This is a genomic window from Micromonospora sp. DH13 (assembly GCF_020873825.1).
In the GTDB taxonomy this organism is placed as follows: domain Bacteria; phylum Actinomycetota; class Actinomycetes; order Mycobacteriales; family Micromonosporaceae; genus Micromonospora; species Micromonospora haikouensis.
The window spans coordinates 44,332-62,928 of sequence record NZ_JAHWGR010000030.1 but is presented as its reverse complement, the minus strand read 5'-3'; the positions used below and the strand labels follow the sequence as shown (position 1 = coordinate 62,928).

Annotated in this window: 9 protein-coding genes; 1 reads left to right on the top strand and 8 read right to left on the bottom strand. The window is 78.2% G+C overall.

Annotated features, from left to right (window positions below; genetic code table 11):
* Positions 1–125: 125 nt before the first annotated feature.
* The 8 genes from LPA42_RS24980 to LPA42_RS24945 all read right to left on the bottom strand — a co-directional run bounded on the left by LPA42_RS24980 (position 126) and on the right by LPA42_RS24945 (position 17,042).
* Positions 126–2,018: a hypothetical protein gene (locus tag LPA42_RS24980; protein WP_198956529.1), complete on the bottom strand. Its 1,893-nt coding sequence runs from the start codon at positions 2,016–2,018 to the stop codon at positions 126–128.
* Positions 2,015–5,677 carry a DUF5682 family protein gene (locus LPA42_RS24975; protein ID WP_228986905.1) on the bottom strand — a complete coding sequence of 1,221 codons (3,663 nt, stop codon included), beginning with the start codon at positions 5,675–5,677 and terminating at the stop codon, positions 2,015–2,017. Before LPA42_RS24975 ends, LPA42_RS24980 begins: the two co-directional genes overlap by 4 nt.
* The gene (locus tag LPA42_RS24970; protein WP_096761633.1) at positions 5,674–6,867 is read right to left on the bottom strand and encodes an AAA family ATPase; all 1,194 of its coding nucleotides are present in this window, start codon (positions 6,865–6,867) and stop codon (positions 5,674–5,676) included. The genes LPA42_RS24975 and LPA42_RS24970 overlap by 4 nt, the downstream gene beginning before the upstream one ends.
* A gap of 80 nt (positions 6,868–6,947) precedes the next feature.
* Entirely contained in the window at positions 6,948–11,918 is a 4,971-nt protein-coding gene (locus tag LPA42_RS24965; RefSeq protein WP_077937412.1) for a hypothetical protein, read from the bottom strand.
* Positions 11,915–12,772: a DUF4132 domain-containing protein gene (locus tag LPA42_RS24960; protein ID WP_077937411.1), complete on the bottom strand. Its 858-nt coding sequence runs from the start codon at positions 12,770–12,772 to the stop codon at positions 11,915–11,917. The genes LPA42_RS24965 and LPA42_RS24960 overlap by 4 nt, the downstream gene beginning before the upstream one ends.
* A 108-nt stretch (positions 12,773–12,880) precedes the next feature.
* Positions 12,881–15,082 (bottom strand): peptidase domain-containing ABC transporter, encoded by a 2,202-nt coding sequence (locus LPA42_RS24955; RefSeq protein WP_158229407.1) that lies wholly within the window; start codon positions 15,080–15,082, stop codon positions 12,881–12,883.
* Complete coding sequence (locus LPA42_RS24950; RefSeq protein ID WP_077937409.1) at positions 15,040–16,032, bottom strand: TIGR04500 family putative peptide maturation system protein; 993 nt, start codon at positions 16,030–16,032, stop codon at positions 15,040–15,042. The genes LPA42_RS24955 and LPA42_RS24950 overlap by 43 nt, the downstream gene beginning before the upstream one ends.
* On the bottom strand, positions 16,029–17,042 hold the full coding sequence (locus tag LPA42_RS24945; protein WP_077937408.1) for a RimK family alpha-L-glutamate ligase: 1,014 nt from the start codon (positions 17,040–17,042) through the stop codon (positions 16,029–16,031). Before LPA42_RS24945 ends, LPA42_RS24950 begins: the two co-directional genes overlap by 4 nt.
* A 120-nt stretch (positions 17,043–17,162) precedes the next feature.
* On the opposite strand from LPA42_RS24945, the gene LPA42_RS24940 reads away from it, so the two are divergent.
* A complete protein-coding gene (locus LPA42_RS24940) occupies positions 17,163–18,584 on the top strand; it encodes a helix-turn-helix transcriptional regulator (RefSeq protein WP_144082620.1) in 1,422 nt (473 codons plus the stop codon).
* The last annotated feature ends 13 nt before the right edge of the window (positions 18,585–18,597 follow it).

The following is an 18,597-nucleotide window of genomic DNA, read 5'->3' as shown; positions in this document are numbered from 1 at the left end:
CCGGGACGGCGACGCCGCCCCCCGGAGATCGAATTAGATCAAACGGCGTACGTCAAGGGCCGCCCCCACGGTCGCCCCGCACCAGGCGCCGTGGGGGCGGCGGTCCACGCCGGCCCGCCCGTGGATCAGCCGGCCGCCGGTGCCACCCAGGAGGACCGGATCAGCTCCCGCTCGGTGGCGGCGAGGTGGGCGGTCGCGGCGAGCCAGGCCCAGGCGTACCGGTCCGGGTCGGGGTCGGTGAGCCGCCCGAACGCGTCCCGGCCGCGCCGGTCCGACTCCGCCACCAGCGCCGACGCCACCGCGGCGGCGGTGGTGAAGCCGGCCCGGCGCAACGGCACCGCCAGCGAGGCGGCCTCGTCGCGGGCCGCCTCGGCCACCGCCCGGCGGCCACCCGAGACGGCCAGCTCCACCAGCCGACGCACCCGCCACAGCGGGGACTCCGCGACCGCGTCGACGTCCGGCGCCGACTGCGCCGCACCGGCCTGCGCGCGGGGCGGCAGGTGCGAGCCCTGGATCTGGTCGTAGCCCAGGTCCGCCCGCCCGTGCCACTCGGGCGGCAGCCGCAGGGTCTCGGTGGCACCCGGCACCGCGCCGACCGCGAGCGGGCGCAGCGTGCCGGCCCGGTCGGGGTCCAGCCGGCCGACCACCCGGATCCGCAGGCCCGGCCAGGACGCCAGCCGCCGCAGGTTGGCCACGTGCGCCAGCACGGGGTGCGGGTTGGCCGGCACCAACCGGATCACCGGCCCGTCCGGCACCGGTGCCCGGTCCGCCCCCACGCCGGGGGCCAGCTCGCGGGCCAGCACCTGGTCGCCGACCGCGCCGACCACCACCAGGTCGGCGCCGAGCAGCGCCGTGCCGGCCCGCCCCGCATCGGCCGGGTCGTCGACGGCGAGCTGCCCGGACACCACCTCCGCCAGCGGCCGGGCGAACAGCTCCGCCAGCGCGCCGCTGGACCAGTCGGCCCCGGTGAGGGGGGTGGCCCGCACCCCCGCGCCGGCACCGAGCCGGCCGTCCGGGGAGACCGTGCCGCCGGTGATCCGCAGGCCGCCCCGGGCCAGCGCCGCGTGGTCGACCGAGGCCGCGCCCATCTCCGTGACCGCGTGGGCGCAGTCCCTGGCGCGGTTCGGGCCGCCCGGCTTCACGTCGGCGAACGAGAGCCGACGGCCGTCGGCGGCGACCAGGTGGGTGACCACGCCGGCGTACCCGGTCGCGCTGATCACCGGTTCCCGGCAGACGCCGTACACCTCCAGCGTGCCGTCCGGCTCGTAGGCCCGCCGCAGCACGCCGACCAGCGCCGGATCGGGATCGCCGGCGGCGAGCCGACCCGCCGCGTACAGCAGGTCGTGCAGCACCTCGACCAGGTCGGCGAGCCGGTGGCCGGTCTGCCGGGACCGGTGCGCGCGCAGGCCGCGCACCAGGCGCAGCGCGGCGGCCTCGGCGCGCGGCAGGCCGGCCAGGCGGGCACCGTGCGCGGCGCGCAGCAGATCGGCCTGACCGACCGCGCCGGCGGCCGGGACACCGGAGGCGAGCACCGCGGCGGCGGCCCGCCACAGGGCGCCGGCGGCGGCCCGCTGCGCCTTCGTCGGCGCGCCACCGGCGACGGCCGGGCCGGCCGCGCCCGCCCGCCCGGCCCTTCTGGCCCGCCCGGTGCCGTCCGGGGTGGACGGCGCGGCGGGTGCCGGGTCGGGGTGGCTGGCCGGGTCGGCGACCGGGCAGGCGGCCAGGACCGCCGCGAGGTGCAGGCAGCGGGGTGCCAGCAGGCAGGCACACCGGGCCTGCTCCGGACCGGTGACCGCGCCGGTCGGGCCGGGCCGCAGCACGACCAGGGCCTCCGGCCCACACTCGACCGACACGCCGCCGTCGACCTGGCCGACCGGCACCGCGGCCAGCCGCTCGACGGTGGCGTCCAGCCGCCGGCGCAGCCGCGACGGCAGGGCCGCCACCGCCGCGGCGGCGACCGCCGGCGACACCGGCGGCAACCGGTCCGCGGCCACGGCGGTGGGGGTACGGTTCGTCAACGTGATCCTCCCCGGACACGGTCGCCCACCCAGCGGGCGAGTTCGAGCGGGCTGAGCGCGGCGACCGGCATCCCGGCCGCCACGAGCTGCTCGGCGACCGGCACCGAGTAGCAGGGCAACCCCCGGTCGTTGAGCGCGGCGCAGCCCAGCAGGTGCACGCCGGCCGACGCCAGGGTGCGGACCTCGCCGAGCAGCCCGGCCAGCGGGTAGCCCTCCTCGAAGTCGCTGACCACGGCGACGATGGTGCGGCTCGGCACGGTCACCAGCGAGCGGGCGTGGGCCAGCCCGGCGGCGATGTGCGTGCCGCCGCCGACGCGCACCTCCAGCAGCAGCGACAGCGGGTCGTCGACCCGGTCGGTCAGGTCGACCACCTCGGTGGAGAAGGCGAGGAAGTGGGTCGACAGGGTGGGCACCCCGGCCAGCACGGCGGCGGTCAGCGCCGACCACACCACCGACGCCTCCATCGAGCCGGACACGTCGACCACCAGCACCAGCCGCCAGTCGGCCTCCCGGCGGGTGCGGGTGTGGAACACCGGGCGCTGCGGCACGACCACCGTCCGGCCGTCGCCGAGCCGCCGGGTGTGTGCCAGGTTCGCCCGCAGCGTACGGGCCAGGTTGATCCGCCCGCCGGGTCGGCGGGTCGGGCGCGGGCTGGTCAGCCCGGTCAACGCCGGCCGCGCCTGGTTGGCCAACCGCGCGGTCAGCTCCTCGACCAGTCGCCGCACCAGGGGCCGCAACGCGGCCAGCTTCGCCTCGGGCAGGCCGCCCGCCAGCGACAGCACCGACGCCAGCAGCTCCACCGAGGGGCGCACCGAGGCCGGGTCGAGTTCGCTGAGCACGTCGGTGCGGCCGTTCTCGGCGGCCCGGGCGATGACCTCCTCGCGCACCGTCGTGCCGAACAGCGCCTCCAGTTCGTCGGCCCACTCGCGGGCCGTCGGGAAGGCGGGCTCCTGCCCACCGCCTGCCGAGGGGCCGAGGTCGATGCCGCCCTCGCCGCGCCCCGCCCCGTACAACTCGTCGAGGGCGCGGGCGTAGCGGCGGGCGTCGGCCGGCAACCGGTCGGGTTGCCGGCCGAGCAGCAGCCGCCACCGGTCGGCCGGGGTCAGCCCGCCGCCCGGCGCAGCCGCCGCCCGGTCCCCGCCGCCGACGGGGGCGTCGACGGCACCGGCGTCCGGGCCCGGGAGCGGCAGGGCGCGGGCGAGCAGCACGGCCCGGCCGGCCGCGTCGGCGGCGGCCCACCGGGCCAGCAGCTCGGGCGGGGCGGACAGGGACAGGTCGAGCCGGTCGCCCAGCCGTTCGGCGACGGTGTCCAGCAGCCGCTCCCGGGCCGCCGGGGTGAGCGCGTCGAACCCGCCCCGCAGCGCGGGCAGCCGGTCCAGGAACTCGGGGTCGGTGAGTCGTTCGACCCGGTCCAGCAGCGGGTCCAGCGCGGCGGGCGCGGACTGCAGCAGGGGGTGCGCGGCGGTGAGCAGGCCGCCGAGCAGCCGGTGCAGGTGCCGTCGCGTATCCGGCCCGGTGGCCGCGTCGACCCAGCCGGCCACGCGGGTGCCCAGGGTCGCCAGGTCGGTCAGGTCGAGCAGCACCCGGGCCGCCAGGGCGGCGCCCTGCATCAGCGCCGAGCCCGACCGGGTCAGGTCGTCGAGGGCGGCGTCCAGGCGCAGGCCGATCCGGTCCTGCCCGGCCCGCACAGCGAGGTCGACCAGGGCGGCGGCGTCGTCCGCGGCGTCGCTGCCGGCCAGGCCCGGCAGCCCGCGCACCGCCGCGTCCAGCAGCACGACGGCCAGCTCGGCCGCCCGCTCCCGGCTCTCGGCGGTGGTGCCGGGCAGGTGCTGCCGGCGCAGCGCCTCCAGCAGGTCCAGTGCCGCCAGCAGCTCGGGCAGCGTGCCGGTGGCGGGCAGCACGACGGCGGCCAGGTCGAGCCGGTCGGCGACCAGCTCGGGCAGGTCGCACCGGGCGGCGTCGCGGAGCCCGGCGAGCAGCTGCGCGGCGGTGGGCCCGCCGTCGGCGACCTCGCGGCGGAACCGCTCCCGCAGCGTGCCGGTCGCGGCCAGCGCCGCGGTGACCCCGCGCACGCCGACCAGGTCCAGACGGGCCGCCACGGACGGGGTCCAGGCCAGCTGCCAGCGGGTGGTCAGGGCGGCCCCGTCGCCGGTGCCGGTCACCGCGACGGGTTCGCCGTAGCCGACACCGCAGACGTGCAGGCGGTGCAGCAGGACCTCCCGCCGCCGGTCCAGGTCGGTGCGCAGCGGGTCCAGGCGGACCTCGCGGGCCTTCGGGCTGTCGGGGTGGGGCAGGCGCAGCGCGGCCAGCGCCGCCTCGACCGCCGGGCCGAGCCCGGAGCGGGGCGTGCCGGGGGCCGTCCGGCCCCGGTCGGCGCCGACCAGCACGGTCTCCAGCGCACGGGCCAGGGCGCGGCCCCGGCCGAGCAGCTCGCCCTGGCCGAGCACGGTGGTGACCGCCTCCAGCACCTCGCCCCGGCCGGGGGCGGGCAGGCCGCGCAGCCGGGCCAGGTCGTCGGCGAGCCGCACCGCCTCGGCGGCCTCGCCGGTGCCGGCGGTGTGCCCGGCCGCGCGCAGCTCCCGGCACACGTCGGTGACGGCGCGGGCGGCGGCGGCCCGGATCCGGTCCGGGTCACCGGCGGCGGCGAGGACGGCCTGCTGCCAGCGCGGGTCGCGGATCCCGGCCGGGTAGCCGGACCGGGAGTCGAGCAGATCGAACGCGTAGGGCACCAGCGAGGTGGCGACGGCGTCGCCGGGTGGGGCGCTCGACCGGTCGGCCGCCCCGCCCAGCGGGCCGTCGGTCGACCGGGCCGGGCCGCCGGTGGCGGGGCCGGCGTGACCGGCGGCGTCGGGCGCGAGCAGGGCCGGGGCGTGGAAGGCGCCGACGACGGCGGCGACCCGTCGGCCGTCCGCGCCCGCGTCGGCCAGCACCCGGCGCATGTGCTCCTCGCGGGCCAGGTCCCGCGCCGGTACGCCCTCGTCGCCGGCGCTGTCGGCGCGCATCGCCCAGCCCACCCCGAGGGCGGCCCGGCGCACGGCCTCCGGCGAACAGCCCGGGGCGCGTACCTCGACCACCCGGTCCCACATGTCGTCGCCGTCGCGGCCGGTGCCGCTGGCGCCGAGCCCGGCGGCGTAGCGCGCCGGGCGGGGGCCGGGCACGCCCTGGTCCGCGTCGGCACCGCCGACGGTCGTCGGAGCCGCGCCGGTGGCCGTCCAGCCGGGATCGGCCAACGGCAGGTCACAGCAGATCACCTCGACGCCGCGCTGCCGGGCCCAGCGGATCGCCGCCAGCTCCGGCGAGAAGTCGGCGAACGGGTAGAAGCCCATCGGCCCGTCCGCGCCGTGGCTGCCGACCACGGCCAGCGGTGCCCGGGCGGCCGGGTCGGACAGGTACGGCAACCAGTGCTGGAAGTCCGCCGGCAGCTCGACGGCGACCACCTCGGCCCCGGCGGCGTCCAGCAGGGCGGGGACCACCGACGCCAGGGCGGGGCTGTGGTGCCGCACCCCGATCAGGTAGGGCCGCGCCGAGGCGGCGAGGGCGTCGACCACGGCGCGCGGGTCGGCGGCCGACAGGTCGGTCGCGGCCGGGCCGCCTGCCGGCGGGTCGAGCACGGCCGGTGCGCCGGCCGGGCCGGCGGGTTCGCGGGACGGTGGCGTCACCGCAGGCTCGCCCGCAGGTCCCAGAGCCGACGCCACATCGCCGAGCCGTCCTCGGCGCGGCGGCGGACCGGGCCGTCCCAGTAGCCGAGCAGCCGGGCGTGGTCGTTCTCGTCGTCCTTGCGGACCACCCCCAGCAGGTGCCCGGGGACCAGGTCGAGCGGGTCACCGCCGGGCAGGTACGCGGCGGCCAGCCCGAGCGACGCCGCCACCTGCACCGCCTCGGCGGTGGACATCACGGTGCCGGGCCGCTCCACGTCCCAGCCCTCGCCCGACCGGCCGGTGCGCAGGTCCCGGAACACCGTGATCAGGGCGTCGAGCACCGCGTCGTCCACCGTGTACGGTGCTCCGGCGCGCTCGACGGCGGCGGTGGCCTGCCGGCGGACCAGGTCGGTCTCGGTGCCCGCGTCGGCGATCGGGTGGACCGTCTCGAAGTTGAACCGGCGCTTGAGGGCCGAGGACATCTCCGACACGCCCCGGTCGCGCAGGTTGGCGGTGGCGATCACGGTGAACCCGGGCGTCGCACGGATCAGGCCGTCCCCGGTGCCGGACAGCTCCGGCACGTTCATCCGCCGGTCGGACAGGATGGACACCAGGGCGTCCTGCACCTCGGGCAGGCAGCGGGTGACCTCCTCGATCCGGGCCACCCGGCCGGTGCGCATCGCGGTCAGCACCGGCGAGTCGACCAGGGCCTGGGGGGTGGGGCCCTGGGCGAGCAGCAGCGCGTAGTTCCAGCCGTACCGGAAGGCGTCCTCGGTGGTGCCGGCGGTGCCCTGCACGGTCAGGGCGCTGGTGCCGCAGATGGCGGCGGCCAGCAGCTCCGAGAGCATCGACTTGGCGGTGCCGGGCTCGCCGACGAGCAGCAGGCCCCGCTCGCCGGCCAGGGTGACCACGCACCGCTCGACCAGGCTGCGCTCGCCGACGAACTTCGGCGCGATGGTCATGCTCGCCGGCAGCTCCACGCCGCCGGGGTGGCTACGCCGGTCGGCCGGCAGCGACAGCGCCTCGCCGTCGCTGCCCCGGATGAAGGTGACCACCGCGCGCGGGGTCAGCGCCCAGCCCGGCGGCCGGGCCCCGTCGTCGTACGCGGCCAGGAAGGCCAGCTCGTCGGCGTACCGCTGCTCGGCGGAGAGCACCTGGGCGGCGGCGTTGTCCGGCGCCGCGGTGGGGCGGACGTGTTCCGTCACGGTCACGGGGTTCCTCGATCTCTCACTGGTGTCGGACGTGCAGGAGGTCGGTGGTGGGGCCGGCGGCCCCACCACCGACGCGGGGATCAGCGCGGGGCGCGGGTGGCCGGGGCGTCGAGGCGGGGCGGGTCGCCGTCGCACGACCGCCGCCAGGCCCGCCGGTACAGGTCGGCGACCGGCTCGCCGGGCACGGTGACGCCGAGCGCGGCCGTGCCGTCGGGGGCCAGGTCGAACAGGGTGGCCTTCCAGCCCTCGATGGGGGCCTGCCCGCCGCCGCGGGCCAGCCACGGGCCGGGCAGGAACAGCGACCGACCGGCCCGGGGCCGGCTGGCGGCGACGACCAGGTCGGTGCCGGCCAGCTCGGCGCGGGCGGCCTTGAGCCGGGCCGGCTTCCAGCCGGTCCACGTCGCCGTGTTGCGGTCGGTCGGGTCCGGCATGGCCAGCAGCATCAGGTACACCGCCGCCGCGTCGGCGCCCAGGCCGTGCGCCGTGACCACCTCGCCGACGAGGTCGGGCACGGACCGGGTCGGGTCCTGCGGCCACCACGTCCCGTCGGCGGCCCGCTCGCCGCCGGCCGGGTCGCCGGGGTCGGCGAGCAGCGCCGCGAACCGCGGGTCGCGGACGAGCCGCAGGGCCACCTCCATCGGGTACGGCCGGGCCGCGTCGTAGCGCAGCGTCGGCAGGTACGGGTCCGTCCCGTCGGCGTCGAGCAGGTCCGGCCGCAGCGCGGGCGAGGGCTGGTCGTCGTGGGTGGCCAGCACGATCGCGCCGTAGCGTTCCCAGCCCTTCCCGGTCTCCGACGGGGTGCCCGCCACCTGGCGGAAGTTGGGCAGGGAGACGTACCGGTCGAGGTCGAGCAGCAGCTCCGGGTTGGCCAGCCGGTCCCGGATCGCGGCCAGGGCGGCCGGCAGCGCGGCCCGGCACGCGTCGCCGGCCGGCGTGTGGTGGGCGACCCAGGCGGTCAGGGCGACCGTCGAGGTCAGCACCGCGCCGGTGAAGCCGGTGGCCCGCTCGTCGACCGGCCGGGCCCGGTCGCCGCTGATTCGGAAGGCCAGGTCGGTGCTCAGCTCGACCGACCGGGCCGGGTCGAGCAGCGCCGGCAACGCCTGGGCGGGGCTCCAGGCCGCACGGACCGCGCGCACCGCCGCGGCGAGCAGGTGCTCGGGCACCACGACCCGGCGGCCGAGGGCGGCGTTCCAGACCGCTGCCGCCGCGTCGACGTCCGGCCCGTCGGTCCACAGCCGGGCCGGGTCGGCGGGCAGCAGGGCCGCGACCACGGCCCGGCGCAGCGGCGCGGCGGCCTCGTTGAGCACGCCGAAGGCCAGCTTGACCTCGGCGACCTGCCGGATGCCGAGCGCCCGGCGTGCCTCGACCGGCACGGGGGTCGCCGAGTCCGCGTGCGGCAGGCCGGCCAGCACCAGCTTCGCGGCGGTGGGGGTGACGCCGGTCAGCTCGGCGAAGCGCTCGGCCGCCTCCGGCCGCCACGGCAGCGGGCCGCGCGCGGCCCACTCGGTGCGGAAGCGGGCCAGCCAGCCGGCCGGCCGGGCGTCGCCGACCGGGGTCGAGGCGTCCACCGTGTACGGCTCGGGCACGGCGAACACGCCGGCCGGGTCGTGGTACAGCGCGTCGAGGTGGTAGCCGGTGCGGGTGCCGCTGGCGGCGTGGACGGCGAGGAACGCCCCGTCGGGCAGCGGCAGGATGCCCGGCCGGGGATGCCGGCGCTTGCCCTGCGCGTCGTTCAGGTCGTCGTCGAGCAGGTGCAGCCGCAGCCGACGCCACCGGGCGGGTTCGGTGGCGGTGGTCAGGTCGAGCCGGTCGAGTTCCGTGAGCAGGGCGGCCAGGTCCTCCCGCTGCTCGTCTGGGGTGACCGCCGCGACGGCCCGGTAGGCGACGGCCGCGACGCTGTCGAGCACCGGCCACCAGTGCAGGGCGCCGGGCAGCACCGGCCCGTCGATGTGCAGGCGCACCCCGGGGTCGACGCCGCCGGTGGCGGAGCGCTGGGCGTCCAGCGCCTGGAACTGGGTGAAGGCGTGGGCCAGGTCGGCCTCCCCGTAGGCCGTGCCGCGCAGCCCGTCGAGCGCCGCGCTGAGCCGCCGGTCCGTGGGGCCGGCGGCGGTGGCCACCGGGGCCTGCGCCGGCGCGGAGAGCGCCCGGGTGAGCCGCCCGGTCGCCGCGTCCAGGTCGGTGCGGACGCGGGCGGCCATCCGCAGCACCCCGGCGACCCCGGCGAGCAGGGCGTCGTGGCTGATCGCCGGCACCGCCGACCGGATCAGCGCGACCAGCGGGTCAGGGGCGGTGGTGGCCGGCCCGCCGGCCCGTGCCGGGGCGGTCGCGCCGGGGCGGCTGGCCGCCGCCTGCGTCGCCGCCGCGTCGGCCAGCTGGGCGCGTCGTTCGTCGACGGCGGCGGCGAGCAGACCGGCGACGGCGTCCCGGTCGATCCGGCGCAGGGCGGTGGAGCCGGCCGGGTCCCGGGGCAGCAGATTGCCGAGGAAGTCCGGGCCGGGCAGCGGCACCGCGCCGGGGGTGTAGTCCTGGCCGGACACCCCGGCCACGGCCGACGCGACGCCGTCCGGGTCGAGCAGGGCGAGGTTGCCGAGCACGGCGCGGGGCCGCTCGTCGCCGGGCAGCACCAGCGCGGCGACCGGTTCCTGTCCCGCCGGCACGGTGACGGCGCGGCCGGCCAGGTCCTCGCCGCGCACGGAGCCGTCGGGCCGGGTGACGACCCGCCAGCCGAGCAGGCCGTCCACCGGCGCGGCGGCCGGGGTGGCCTGCGGCGACAGGGCGGACCGCAGCCAGCTCGTCCGCTCCGTGAGGCGCTCCCCGGCGGGCAGGTCGGCCAGGAACCGGGGCAGGCTGCGCCGGCCGTGGGCGCCGCTGGCCGGGTCGTGCTCGCGCCAGCCGTGGTCGCCGTCGTCGTCCCTGCGGTAGACCCAGTGGGTGGTGCCGTCGGTGATGACCGGCAGCTCGTCGGGGACGGCGGTGTCCCCGGCGTGCAGCACGCCGCCGCCGGTGGTCCGCCCGCCGCCGGCCAGGGGCAGGGTGATCGTGTTGCGTCGCGGCTGGCTGCCGCGGGTGCGGCCCTGGAGGGGCTGCGGCTCGTCGGGGGCCGTGTGCCAGTAGCCGCGCAGGTTGTAGTCGAGCTCCTGGGAGCGCCAGAAGACCAGCAGGCGGCCGTCGACGTAGTGGTAGCCGGGCTCGCCCCACCGGTCACGGGCGGGGATGCGCAGGTCGTGGCGGAGCACGATGCCCTCGGCGCCGATGACGCGGACGGTGGTGGGGCCGCCAAGGATCACGTAGGGCCAGGCTTCCTGCCGGGTCGTCTCGACCCGGTGGTCGCCGCCGGTCACCTCCTGCCAGGCCGTCTCCCACTCCGGCCAGCCCAGCTCGTCGAAGATGCCGCCGCGCAGGCTGGCGGCGACCTGCTCGGCGAGGTCGACGCCAAGGGCCCACCCGAGGTCGCCACCAGGGCCGGCGTCGGGCCCGTCGGCGTCGTCGGTGACCAGTCGCAGCGCCTCGGCCGGGAGCCCGCCCAGCCAGCCCACCGACTCCCGCAGGTACGGCAGCCCGGCGGTGAACCGGTCGCGGACGCGGCCCCGCAGCCAGTCGGCCAGCAGCGGCCGCAGGCCCGGCGTGTCGGCCAGCCGGCGCAGCGTCTCCGACTCGTTGTCGAGCCGGGCCAGCCCTCGGCGCAGGGGCTCGGTGAACCGGTCGTCGCCGGCCAGCGCGCGCAGGTCCCGTTCTCCCCCGGTCCTGGCCCACTGCGCCAGGTCCAGGGTCTCGCGCTGCCGCGGCGCGGCAACCGGCAGGTCGAGGGCGAGCAGCAGGTCGAGCAGGTCCAGGTCCTCGCCGATGGCGAGGGTCTCGCCGCTGTCGGCCAGCTCGGCGCGCAACCGGTCGGCCATCCGTTCGACCAGCGGATACAGCGCCGGAAGCCGGGGGGGCCGGTAGCCGGAGGTGGCCCGGTCGAGGAAGCGGCGCAGCCACCCGGCGGCACCGTCGCGGGGGCGGGCCGCGTCCGGCACGTCGGGGTTCCACAGCCCGGCGAGGGCGCCGGTCTCGGTCAGCAGGGCCAGCCAGGAGACCAGGTCGTCCCGGTCGGTGGGCATCAGGTCGAGCAGGTTGGCGCGCACCGCCGGCTCCCGGCCGGCCAGCGCCGCCACCGCGGGCAGGTGCGCCCGCCACCAGCCGGCCGGCGCCCCGGCGACGGCGGGCAGCCGGAGCAGCTCGGTCAGGTAGGCGGCCACCCGGTCGGCGGCGCCGGCGTCGGCCTTGCCGGCGGCCCGGGCCAGCCGGTTGACCGCGGTGGCCGACTGGGTGGACGGCACCACGCCGGTGGTGGCGGCCCGCAGCGCCAGCCGGCAGAACCGGTCCAGGGCCTCGCCGGGCGGCAACTGGGCGGACAGCTCCCGCGCGTAGCCGGCCAGCGCGGCGCCGGACACCACCTTGGCGGACGCGAACTCCAGGTAGACCTCGTCGAGCCGGTTCAGGTCGATGGGCAGGCCGTGCTGCGCCTCCGCCCGGCGCGCCTTGTTGAACAGCTGCGTCGCGTAGGTGTCCTGCCCGACGGCCAGGAACACCCGCGCCGCCTGCTCGAAGAACGTCGGCAGCACGTGCGGCAGCGTACGGGCGAACCGCTCGGCGACGGCCAGGTGCCCGTCCAGGGCGACCTTGGGCCGGGACCGGGCCTGCCGGGCGAGCTTGCGCAGCTCGGGCACCACCGCCAGGACGTGCCGGCCGTCGGCCGGGTGGTGGACCAGCACCCACTCGGGGAACGCCAACGGACGGCGGGGTCCGAGCCCGACGACGGCCGGCTCGGCGGCCGGGGCGAGGCCGAGGAAGCCCACGGCGGCGTCCTCGCCCTCGCCGAGGGCGGCGTCGACCAGCCGTACGACCGGCCGGTCACCGAGGACCGGGTGCCCGTAGCTGCGGGCGGTCAGCGGCACCGCGACGTCGCCGGCCCCGGCGGCGCCGGTCGGCAGCACCGCCCCGGCGGCCAGCAGGCTCTCCGCCGACGGCGGGGCCGTGGTGGTGGTCGCGGTGGTGGTGGTCGCGGTCATGCCGTCCTCCCCGTGGTGGTCGCGGCGCCGGACAGGGCCGTGGCCATGCGCATCCCCTCCGACCAGGCGACCGGCCCGACCTCGGCCAGCCGCAGGGTCGGCCCGTCCACGACCGTCCAGGACAGGCCGCCCAGCGTCGCCTCGGAGTCCCAGTAGTCCTCGTCGAAGCCCAGGGCGGCCTCGACCGTGTGGCCGCCCTCCCAGACGCGGCACCTGACCTGCGAGCCGGAGACCCGGAAGCCGAACGTGGCGGCCCGGACGGCCAAGCGGTTGGGCACCTTCGTGCCCCGGAAGTCGGTGACGGTGGTGTCCCGGTCGGTCAGGGTCGCGGGCCGGGACCAGGTGCCCCGGTGCAGTTGCTCGACGCGCTGGGTGATGTCGAGTTCGTCGGCGAACTCGCGCAGGTCGGCCAGGGCGGGCAGGTGCGCCGGGTGGGGCAGCCGGGCAGTGGTCGGCGACAGCCGGACGGTCTCCCCGTCGAGGTCGACCATCCGCAGGTCGCCGCCGTCGGTGACGTCGCGCAGGAAGCCCGGCGCGGCCGGGTCGTCGCCGAGCACCACGAGGTCGCGCAGCGCGTCCCGCCAGGCCGGGTCCGGCCAGACCCGGGCCAGCAGCGCGGTCGGCACCGGCAGCGAGGACACCACCCAGGCGTCGACCCGGGCCAGGCACTCGGCGGCGTGCCGGTCCAGCCACTGGGCGAGCTGCCGCAGCCGGTCGACCTCCGGGTCGTCCCGCAACGCCTTGGGGAGGGTTTTCAGTGGACGCCCGGTGGCCCGTGGGCCGGCCGACCGGGCCGCCACCTTTCCGTCCACGAGGGAGATCTCGTACGAGTCTCCCACCGCTAGCCAGCCCATCAGGAACACCCTCCGCAATGGCGAAATCACCAGATTCCCCAAGGAATCCGTCATGATCGACGACGCACGGAGGCTAACAGTAGCGACCGACAAGATCGCTGGGGTCGGTCAGGGAGCGGTGCCGGACCAGGCCCGGGCGACGCCGGGAGCGGTTGTTGCGCCGGCCAGCCGGGCGAACGCGCCACCGGCGGCCAGCAGCACCCCAGGCGGCCCGCACTCCACCAGCCGGCCCCCGTCGAGGACCAGCACCAGGTCGGCGTCGGCGACCGTGGAGAGCCGGTGCGCGATCACCACCCGGGTCATGGGCAGCGCGCGCAGGCCGGCCTCGACCGCCGCCTCGGTCACCGTGTCCAGCGCGCTCGTCGCCTCGTCCAGGATCAGCAGGGCGGGTTCGGCCAGCAGGGCCCGGGCGAGCGCGACCCGCTGCCGTTGCCCGCCGGACAGGCCGGCCCCGCCGTCACCGAGGCGGGTCTGCAACCCCATCGGTAGGGCCGCCACGTCGTCGTGCAGCGCGGCCAGCCGGATCGCGCGGGCGATCGCCGCGTCGGAGGCGTCGGGCCGGGACAGGGTCAGCGCCTCGCGCAGGGTGCCCGCGCCGACGTACGTCTCCTGCAACACCACGCCGATCTGCCGGCGCACCGAGGCCAGCTCCAGCGTGGTCAGGTCGACGCCGTCGAACCGGATCTGGCCCTCCGTCGGCGCGTACAGCCCGGTCAGCAGGCCGACCAGGGTGCTCTTGCCGCTGCCCGAGCCGCCGACCACGGCGACCTTCTCCCCCGGCCGGAACACGGCGGTCACCCCCCGCAGCGCCCAGGGGGAGCGCCGGTCGTACCGGAAGCCCACCCCGGTGAGGGTGACCAGGCCGATCAGCGCGGGCGCGGGCCGCCCCGGGGCGGGCTGTTCGACGGGTGCCTGGGCGATGTCGGCCAGCCGGTCCACCGTGGGCGTCAGCAGCGTGAACGACGGCAGCCGCTGCGCCAGCGCCACCGCCGGGGTGATCGCGGCGACCGCGAGCGCGGCCAGCCCGGCCGCCCGCCCGGGTGAGTCGGCCAGCCGGGCCGCCACCAGGAGCATGAGCACCGGGCTGGCCACCGACCACGCGGCGAGCAGCGCCTCCCCGGCCGCCGAGAGCCGGGCCAGCCGGTACGCCGCGTCGACGCCCCGGTCGAACGACTCCTGCCACCGCCGCAGCACCCGCCGCTGCGCCCCGGCGACCCGGATCGCCGCCATGCCCTGCAGCGCGTCGGTCAGCCGGGCCGCCTCCTCGCCCGAGGCCAGCAGTTCCTCCCGTTGCAGGGCGCTGGCGCGGCTGCCGATCCACGCCGCCGTGCCGACCTGCACGGCGATGACGCCGGCGGCCACCAGGCCCAGCAGCGGGGCCAGCACGGCCACCACGGTCAGGTAGCCGACGACCAGCAGCGCGTCGAGCGCCGTGGCCACCAGCGACGACGCCAGCAGGTCCCGCACGGAGCCGACCGCGCGCACCCGGTCGATCAGGTCGCCGGCCGAGCGGCGCTGGAAGTACCGGTAGACCACCTCGAACAGCCGGGTCACCGTGTCGATGCCGAGCCGGGTGCCGATGCGGCGTTGCAGGGCGGTCACGGCCAGGCCCCGCGCCAGCGACAGCGTGCCGGTGACCGCCGCGAGCGTGGCGACGGCGGCGAGCCACGACGCCTGCGGGGGCGTCGCGGCGTCGATGATGGCCGCCGTCGCCCACGGCACGGCCAGCCCCGCCACGGTGATCAGCAGCGACGCCGCCGCCAGCACGGCGAGCAGCCCGGTGTGCCGGCGGAGCACCGGCGCGAGCAGCTGGCGCACCGGCCCTGGGGAGGGGGTGACCGGCGGCGCGGGGCCGGCGGGCTCGGCCAGCAGCACCACCCCGGTCGAGCCGGCGCAGAACTGGGCGGGCGTCAGCCGCCGCCGCCCGACGGCCGGGTCGACGACGTCGACGCCGCGCCGGCCGACGCCTTCCACCACCACGTAGTGGTCGCCGTTCCAGTGCGCCACCAGGGGCAGCGGCAGCTCCCGCAGACGGGTCGCGTCCTGCCGCAGGGCCGGCAGCGCGATCGCCCGGCAGCGCAGCCCGAACTCGTGCGCCGCGTCCCGCAGGTCGCGCAGGCTCAGCCCGTCGCGGCCGACGTCGAGGTGGGCCCGCAGCCTCGCCACGGGCACCGTCCGGCCCGACGCGGCCAACAGCATGGCCAGCGCGCTGGGGCCGCAGTCGGTGGCGGCGACCTGGAGCACCACGGGCACCCGCCGCCGGCCGGTCACCGCGGTCGCGCCGTCCGGTCCCGGGGCAGCCAGAACCACTCGACGTCCGTGGCCGCCCGCCGGTCGGCCAGCCACCCGTCGAACACGGCCCGCTCGACCAGCGGCCGGACGGCGTCGTCCAGTTCTGCGGGCTCCCGGGCCACCACGACGGCCGTCACCGGCGTGCCGGCGACGACGGTCGGCACCGGCCCGCAGGCGGCGCGCACCTCCGGGGCCGCCGCGGTGGCGACCGTCCGCAGCACCCCGGCGGCCCGGCCGGCGCGCACCGCCCCGGCCACCGCCGCGAGGGCCGCCTCCGGTTCGGCGGGCAGCGCCGCGTCGGCGGCCCAGGCGACGACGAGGGTGTCGAAGTCCGACCGGTGCCGGGCGAACCAGGCCGGCAGCCGGTCGGCCACCACCCGCTCGCGCAGCCGGGCGACCGCCACCGTGTGGGCGACCAGGTCGGCGAAGTCCGCGGCGGACAACCCCCGCTCCGCCAGCCACCGCGCGGTCGACGCCGGGTCGAGCAGGCCCTTCGCCCGGCGGTACGCGTCGGCCGCCGCCTGCAGCTCGTCGTCGGTGACCTCCACGGGGTGCAGTTCCAGCTCGGCGGCGAGCACGCCGGTGTCGACCAGCCGGGCGAGCACGTCGTGGTCGTACCAGAGGAAGTCGAGCGCGGCCAGGGCCTCCCCCACCAGCAGCGTCCGGGTGCCGACCCGGACGAGGTGGTGTTCGGAGTGCCGGATCGCCCCGCGCAGCGGCCACGGCAGCGCCGGGGCCGGGCTGTACGCGACGGAGACCGTGCCGGCGGGCTCGCGCAGCAGCACGTCGAAGGAGACCGAGCCGTCGCTGCTCTCCTCGTCCCGCACGAGCGCGGGATCGGCCTGCGGCCAGCGGTGTCGCAGGGACGCGAGCCGGTGCTGCCCGTCGCGCAGGCTGGCCCGCGAGCGGGTCAGCTCCCGCGCCAGGGTGAGGGCCTCGTCGAGCAGGGCCGGGTCCAGGGTGCTCATGCGGCGGCTCCGGTGGTGGACGCGACCCCGGTCAGCAGGTCGACCACGGCTGCCGTGATGGGCAGCCCGGTCTCCTCCTCGACCCACAGGTACTGGCCGCTGGGATTGATCTCGATGTACACGTACCGGCCGTCGGGGGTGACGATCAGGTCCAGGGCGCCGTAGCACAGGCCGAGCGCGCGGGTCAGCGCCACGCAGCGCGCCGCCACGTCGGCGGGCAGGTCGTACGGGCTCAGTGGGGTGTTGCGGCCGTCCTGTCGCCGCCAGTCGTGGCGGGCGTGGTTGGAGCGCTGCGAGTCGATGGCCGCGGTGAACACCCGGTCGCCGACGACGGTGACCCGCAGCTCCACCTGCTTGGGCACGCGGGCCTGGGCGATGAACGGGCAGTGCCGTACCCCGTCGACGTGCCCAATGTCGCGGTGGGTGACGGGCTCGGTGAAGCGCATCAGCTCGTTGCCGATGTCGGTCAGGCCGACCTGCTTGGCGATCAGCCGGCCGCCGGTGTGGCCGAACAGGTCGAGCACGGCGGCCGGGTCGTTGCCGACGACGGTGGCCGGCACGTCGAAGCCGAGGCGCACCGCGAGCTGGAGCTGGCGGACCTTCTGCTGGGCCCGCAGGACCACCGGGCGGGGCGCGGGCAGGGTCGGCACCTCGGCGAGGGTCTCCCAGACGTCGCCGACGAACTGCCGGCTCTCCTCGGCCACGTACCGCGCGTACGGGTCGCCGAGGTGGGCGGGGGCGACCGGGTTGCCGGGGCGGCGGAACCAGACGGCCGTCACCGCGTCGAGGTCGACGACCTGCCGGGCGGCGGGGTCCGCGCCGGGGTCGGACGGGTCGGGGTGGCGCACGAGGGTACGGGTCAGCCGCCCGTCGCGGACGGCGACCGACAGCGACGCGCGGGCCGGCACGTCGGCCGGGTCGAAGCGGACCCAGGGCTCGCCGCGGCGGCGCAGCTCCGCCTCGGCCGCGTCGGCGTGCACGTCGTCGGGGGCGGTCAGGATGAGGATCATGGAGGCTCCGGACGAGGTCGCCGCCGGAGGGCCGGCGGGTGGCAAGCAGTGTCTGCCGGCGGGGGCCGGGGGGACACCGGGGAAATCCCGGGCTTGGACCCCGGTTCTACGCTCACCGGCGTGTCTACCGAGATCGTGGCCGAGCGTCTCCTGTCGGCGGCCGACAGCGCCGACCCGGACCGGGCCGCCCGCCTGGCCTTCCGGGCGTTCGTCGCGCTGTCCCGCACCGCCGACAGCCACCAGATGCTGCCGTTCCTGGCCCGCGCGCGGAAGGCACACGACGCGGTCCGCTCGCCACGGACGGAGCTGATCTACTGCACGCTCGCGGGCACCGCGGCGACCCGGGCCGGCCTCGCCGACGGGCCGGACTACCTCGACAAGGCCCTGCGGATCTTCGACCAGAACGCCTTCGGCGACGATCCGGTGCTGGTCGAGTGCGCGCTGACGGCCGCGCTGACCCTGATGCGCCCGCAGGAGGCGCGGCGCTTCGCCCCGCTCGTCGCCGCCCTCGACCTGGCACCGCTGGACCGGGCCCGGCTGCTCGCGCTGATCGGCGCCGGTGACGCGTGGGCCGGCAACCTGGTCCGGGGGCAGGCCGAGCTGCGGGAGGCGGTGCGCCTCGCCGCGCTCTGCGACAGCCTGGACGTGCAGGCCGAGGCGACCTCGTGGCTGGCCAAGTGCGACGCGCTGCGGGGCGACCTGGACGAGGCGGCGGACCATCTCGACCAGGCCCGGGAGCTGGCCGCGCGGGTCGGTTCGGCCTGGGTCGCCCGGCATCTGCCCGAGTGCACGGTCGCGCTGGCGTTCGCGCGCGGCGACCACGACGCGTGGGTGGGGCTGCTCGAACTCGTGGTGGCCACGGACGCCGGCGTGACCGCCGGCCTGCAACACGAGCACCGCTGGGAGCTGGCGACCCACCACGCCCTGGCCGGCCGGCCCGGGCTGGCCGCCACCCTGCTCGCCGACGTCGCCGACCCGCCCGCCTCCTGGCCGGGAGGCCCGGTGCTGCCGGCGTGGCGGGCCTGGATCCTCGATCCGGACTCGCCGGCGACCGCGGCGGCGCTCACGGCCGCGCTCGGGAGGCTGACCCGCCCCATCGAGCGGCTGCTGGCGGCCCGCGTCGCCTGGCTGCTCGGCGCGCACCACGGCCGCTCCGGGCGGCGCGGCGAGGCGGCCCGGCTGCTGGAGCAGGCGTCCGCCGGCTACGCCCGCGCCGGTGCCGCCGGCCTGCTCGCCCTGGTCCTCAAGGACCTGCGGCTGCTCGGCGGCCGGCCGCCCACCACCGGGCCCGGCGGCGCGGATCCGGCCGCCACGGACCCGCCGCCGGCGCCGGCGTTCCCGGTCGCGGCGGGTCGGCCGGCACTGACCGACGCCGAGGCCCGGGTCGCCGCCGCGATCGCCGACGGGCTCAGCAACCGGGAGGCGGCGCAGCGCCTGTTCGTCTCGGTCAAGACGATCGAGTTCCACCTGGGCAACATCTTCCGCAAGCTCGGGGTGCGCAACCGCACCGAGCTGGCCGCCCGCCGGGCGCGGACCGGCTGAGCCCGGGCCGGCA

Coding starts and splice junctions, on each gene's coding strand:
- LPA42_RS24950 (WP_077937409.1), bottom strand. CDS start 16,032: ATGAGCACCCTGGACCCGGCCCTGCTCGACGAGGCCCTCACCCTGGCG.
- LPA42_RS24965 (WP_077937412.1), bottom strand. CDS start 11,918: ATGACCGCGACCACCACCACCGCGACCACCACCACGGCCCCGCCGTCG.
- LPA42_RS24960 (WP_077937411.1), bottom strand. CDS start 12,772: ATGGGCTGGCTAGCGGTGGGAGACTCGTACGAGATCTCCCTCGTGGAC.
- LPA42_RS24945 (WP_077937408.1), bottom strand. CDS start 17,042: ATGATCCTCATCCTGACCGCCCCCGACGACGTGCACGCCGACGCGGCC.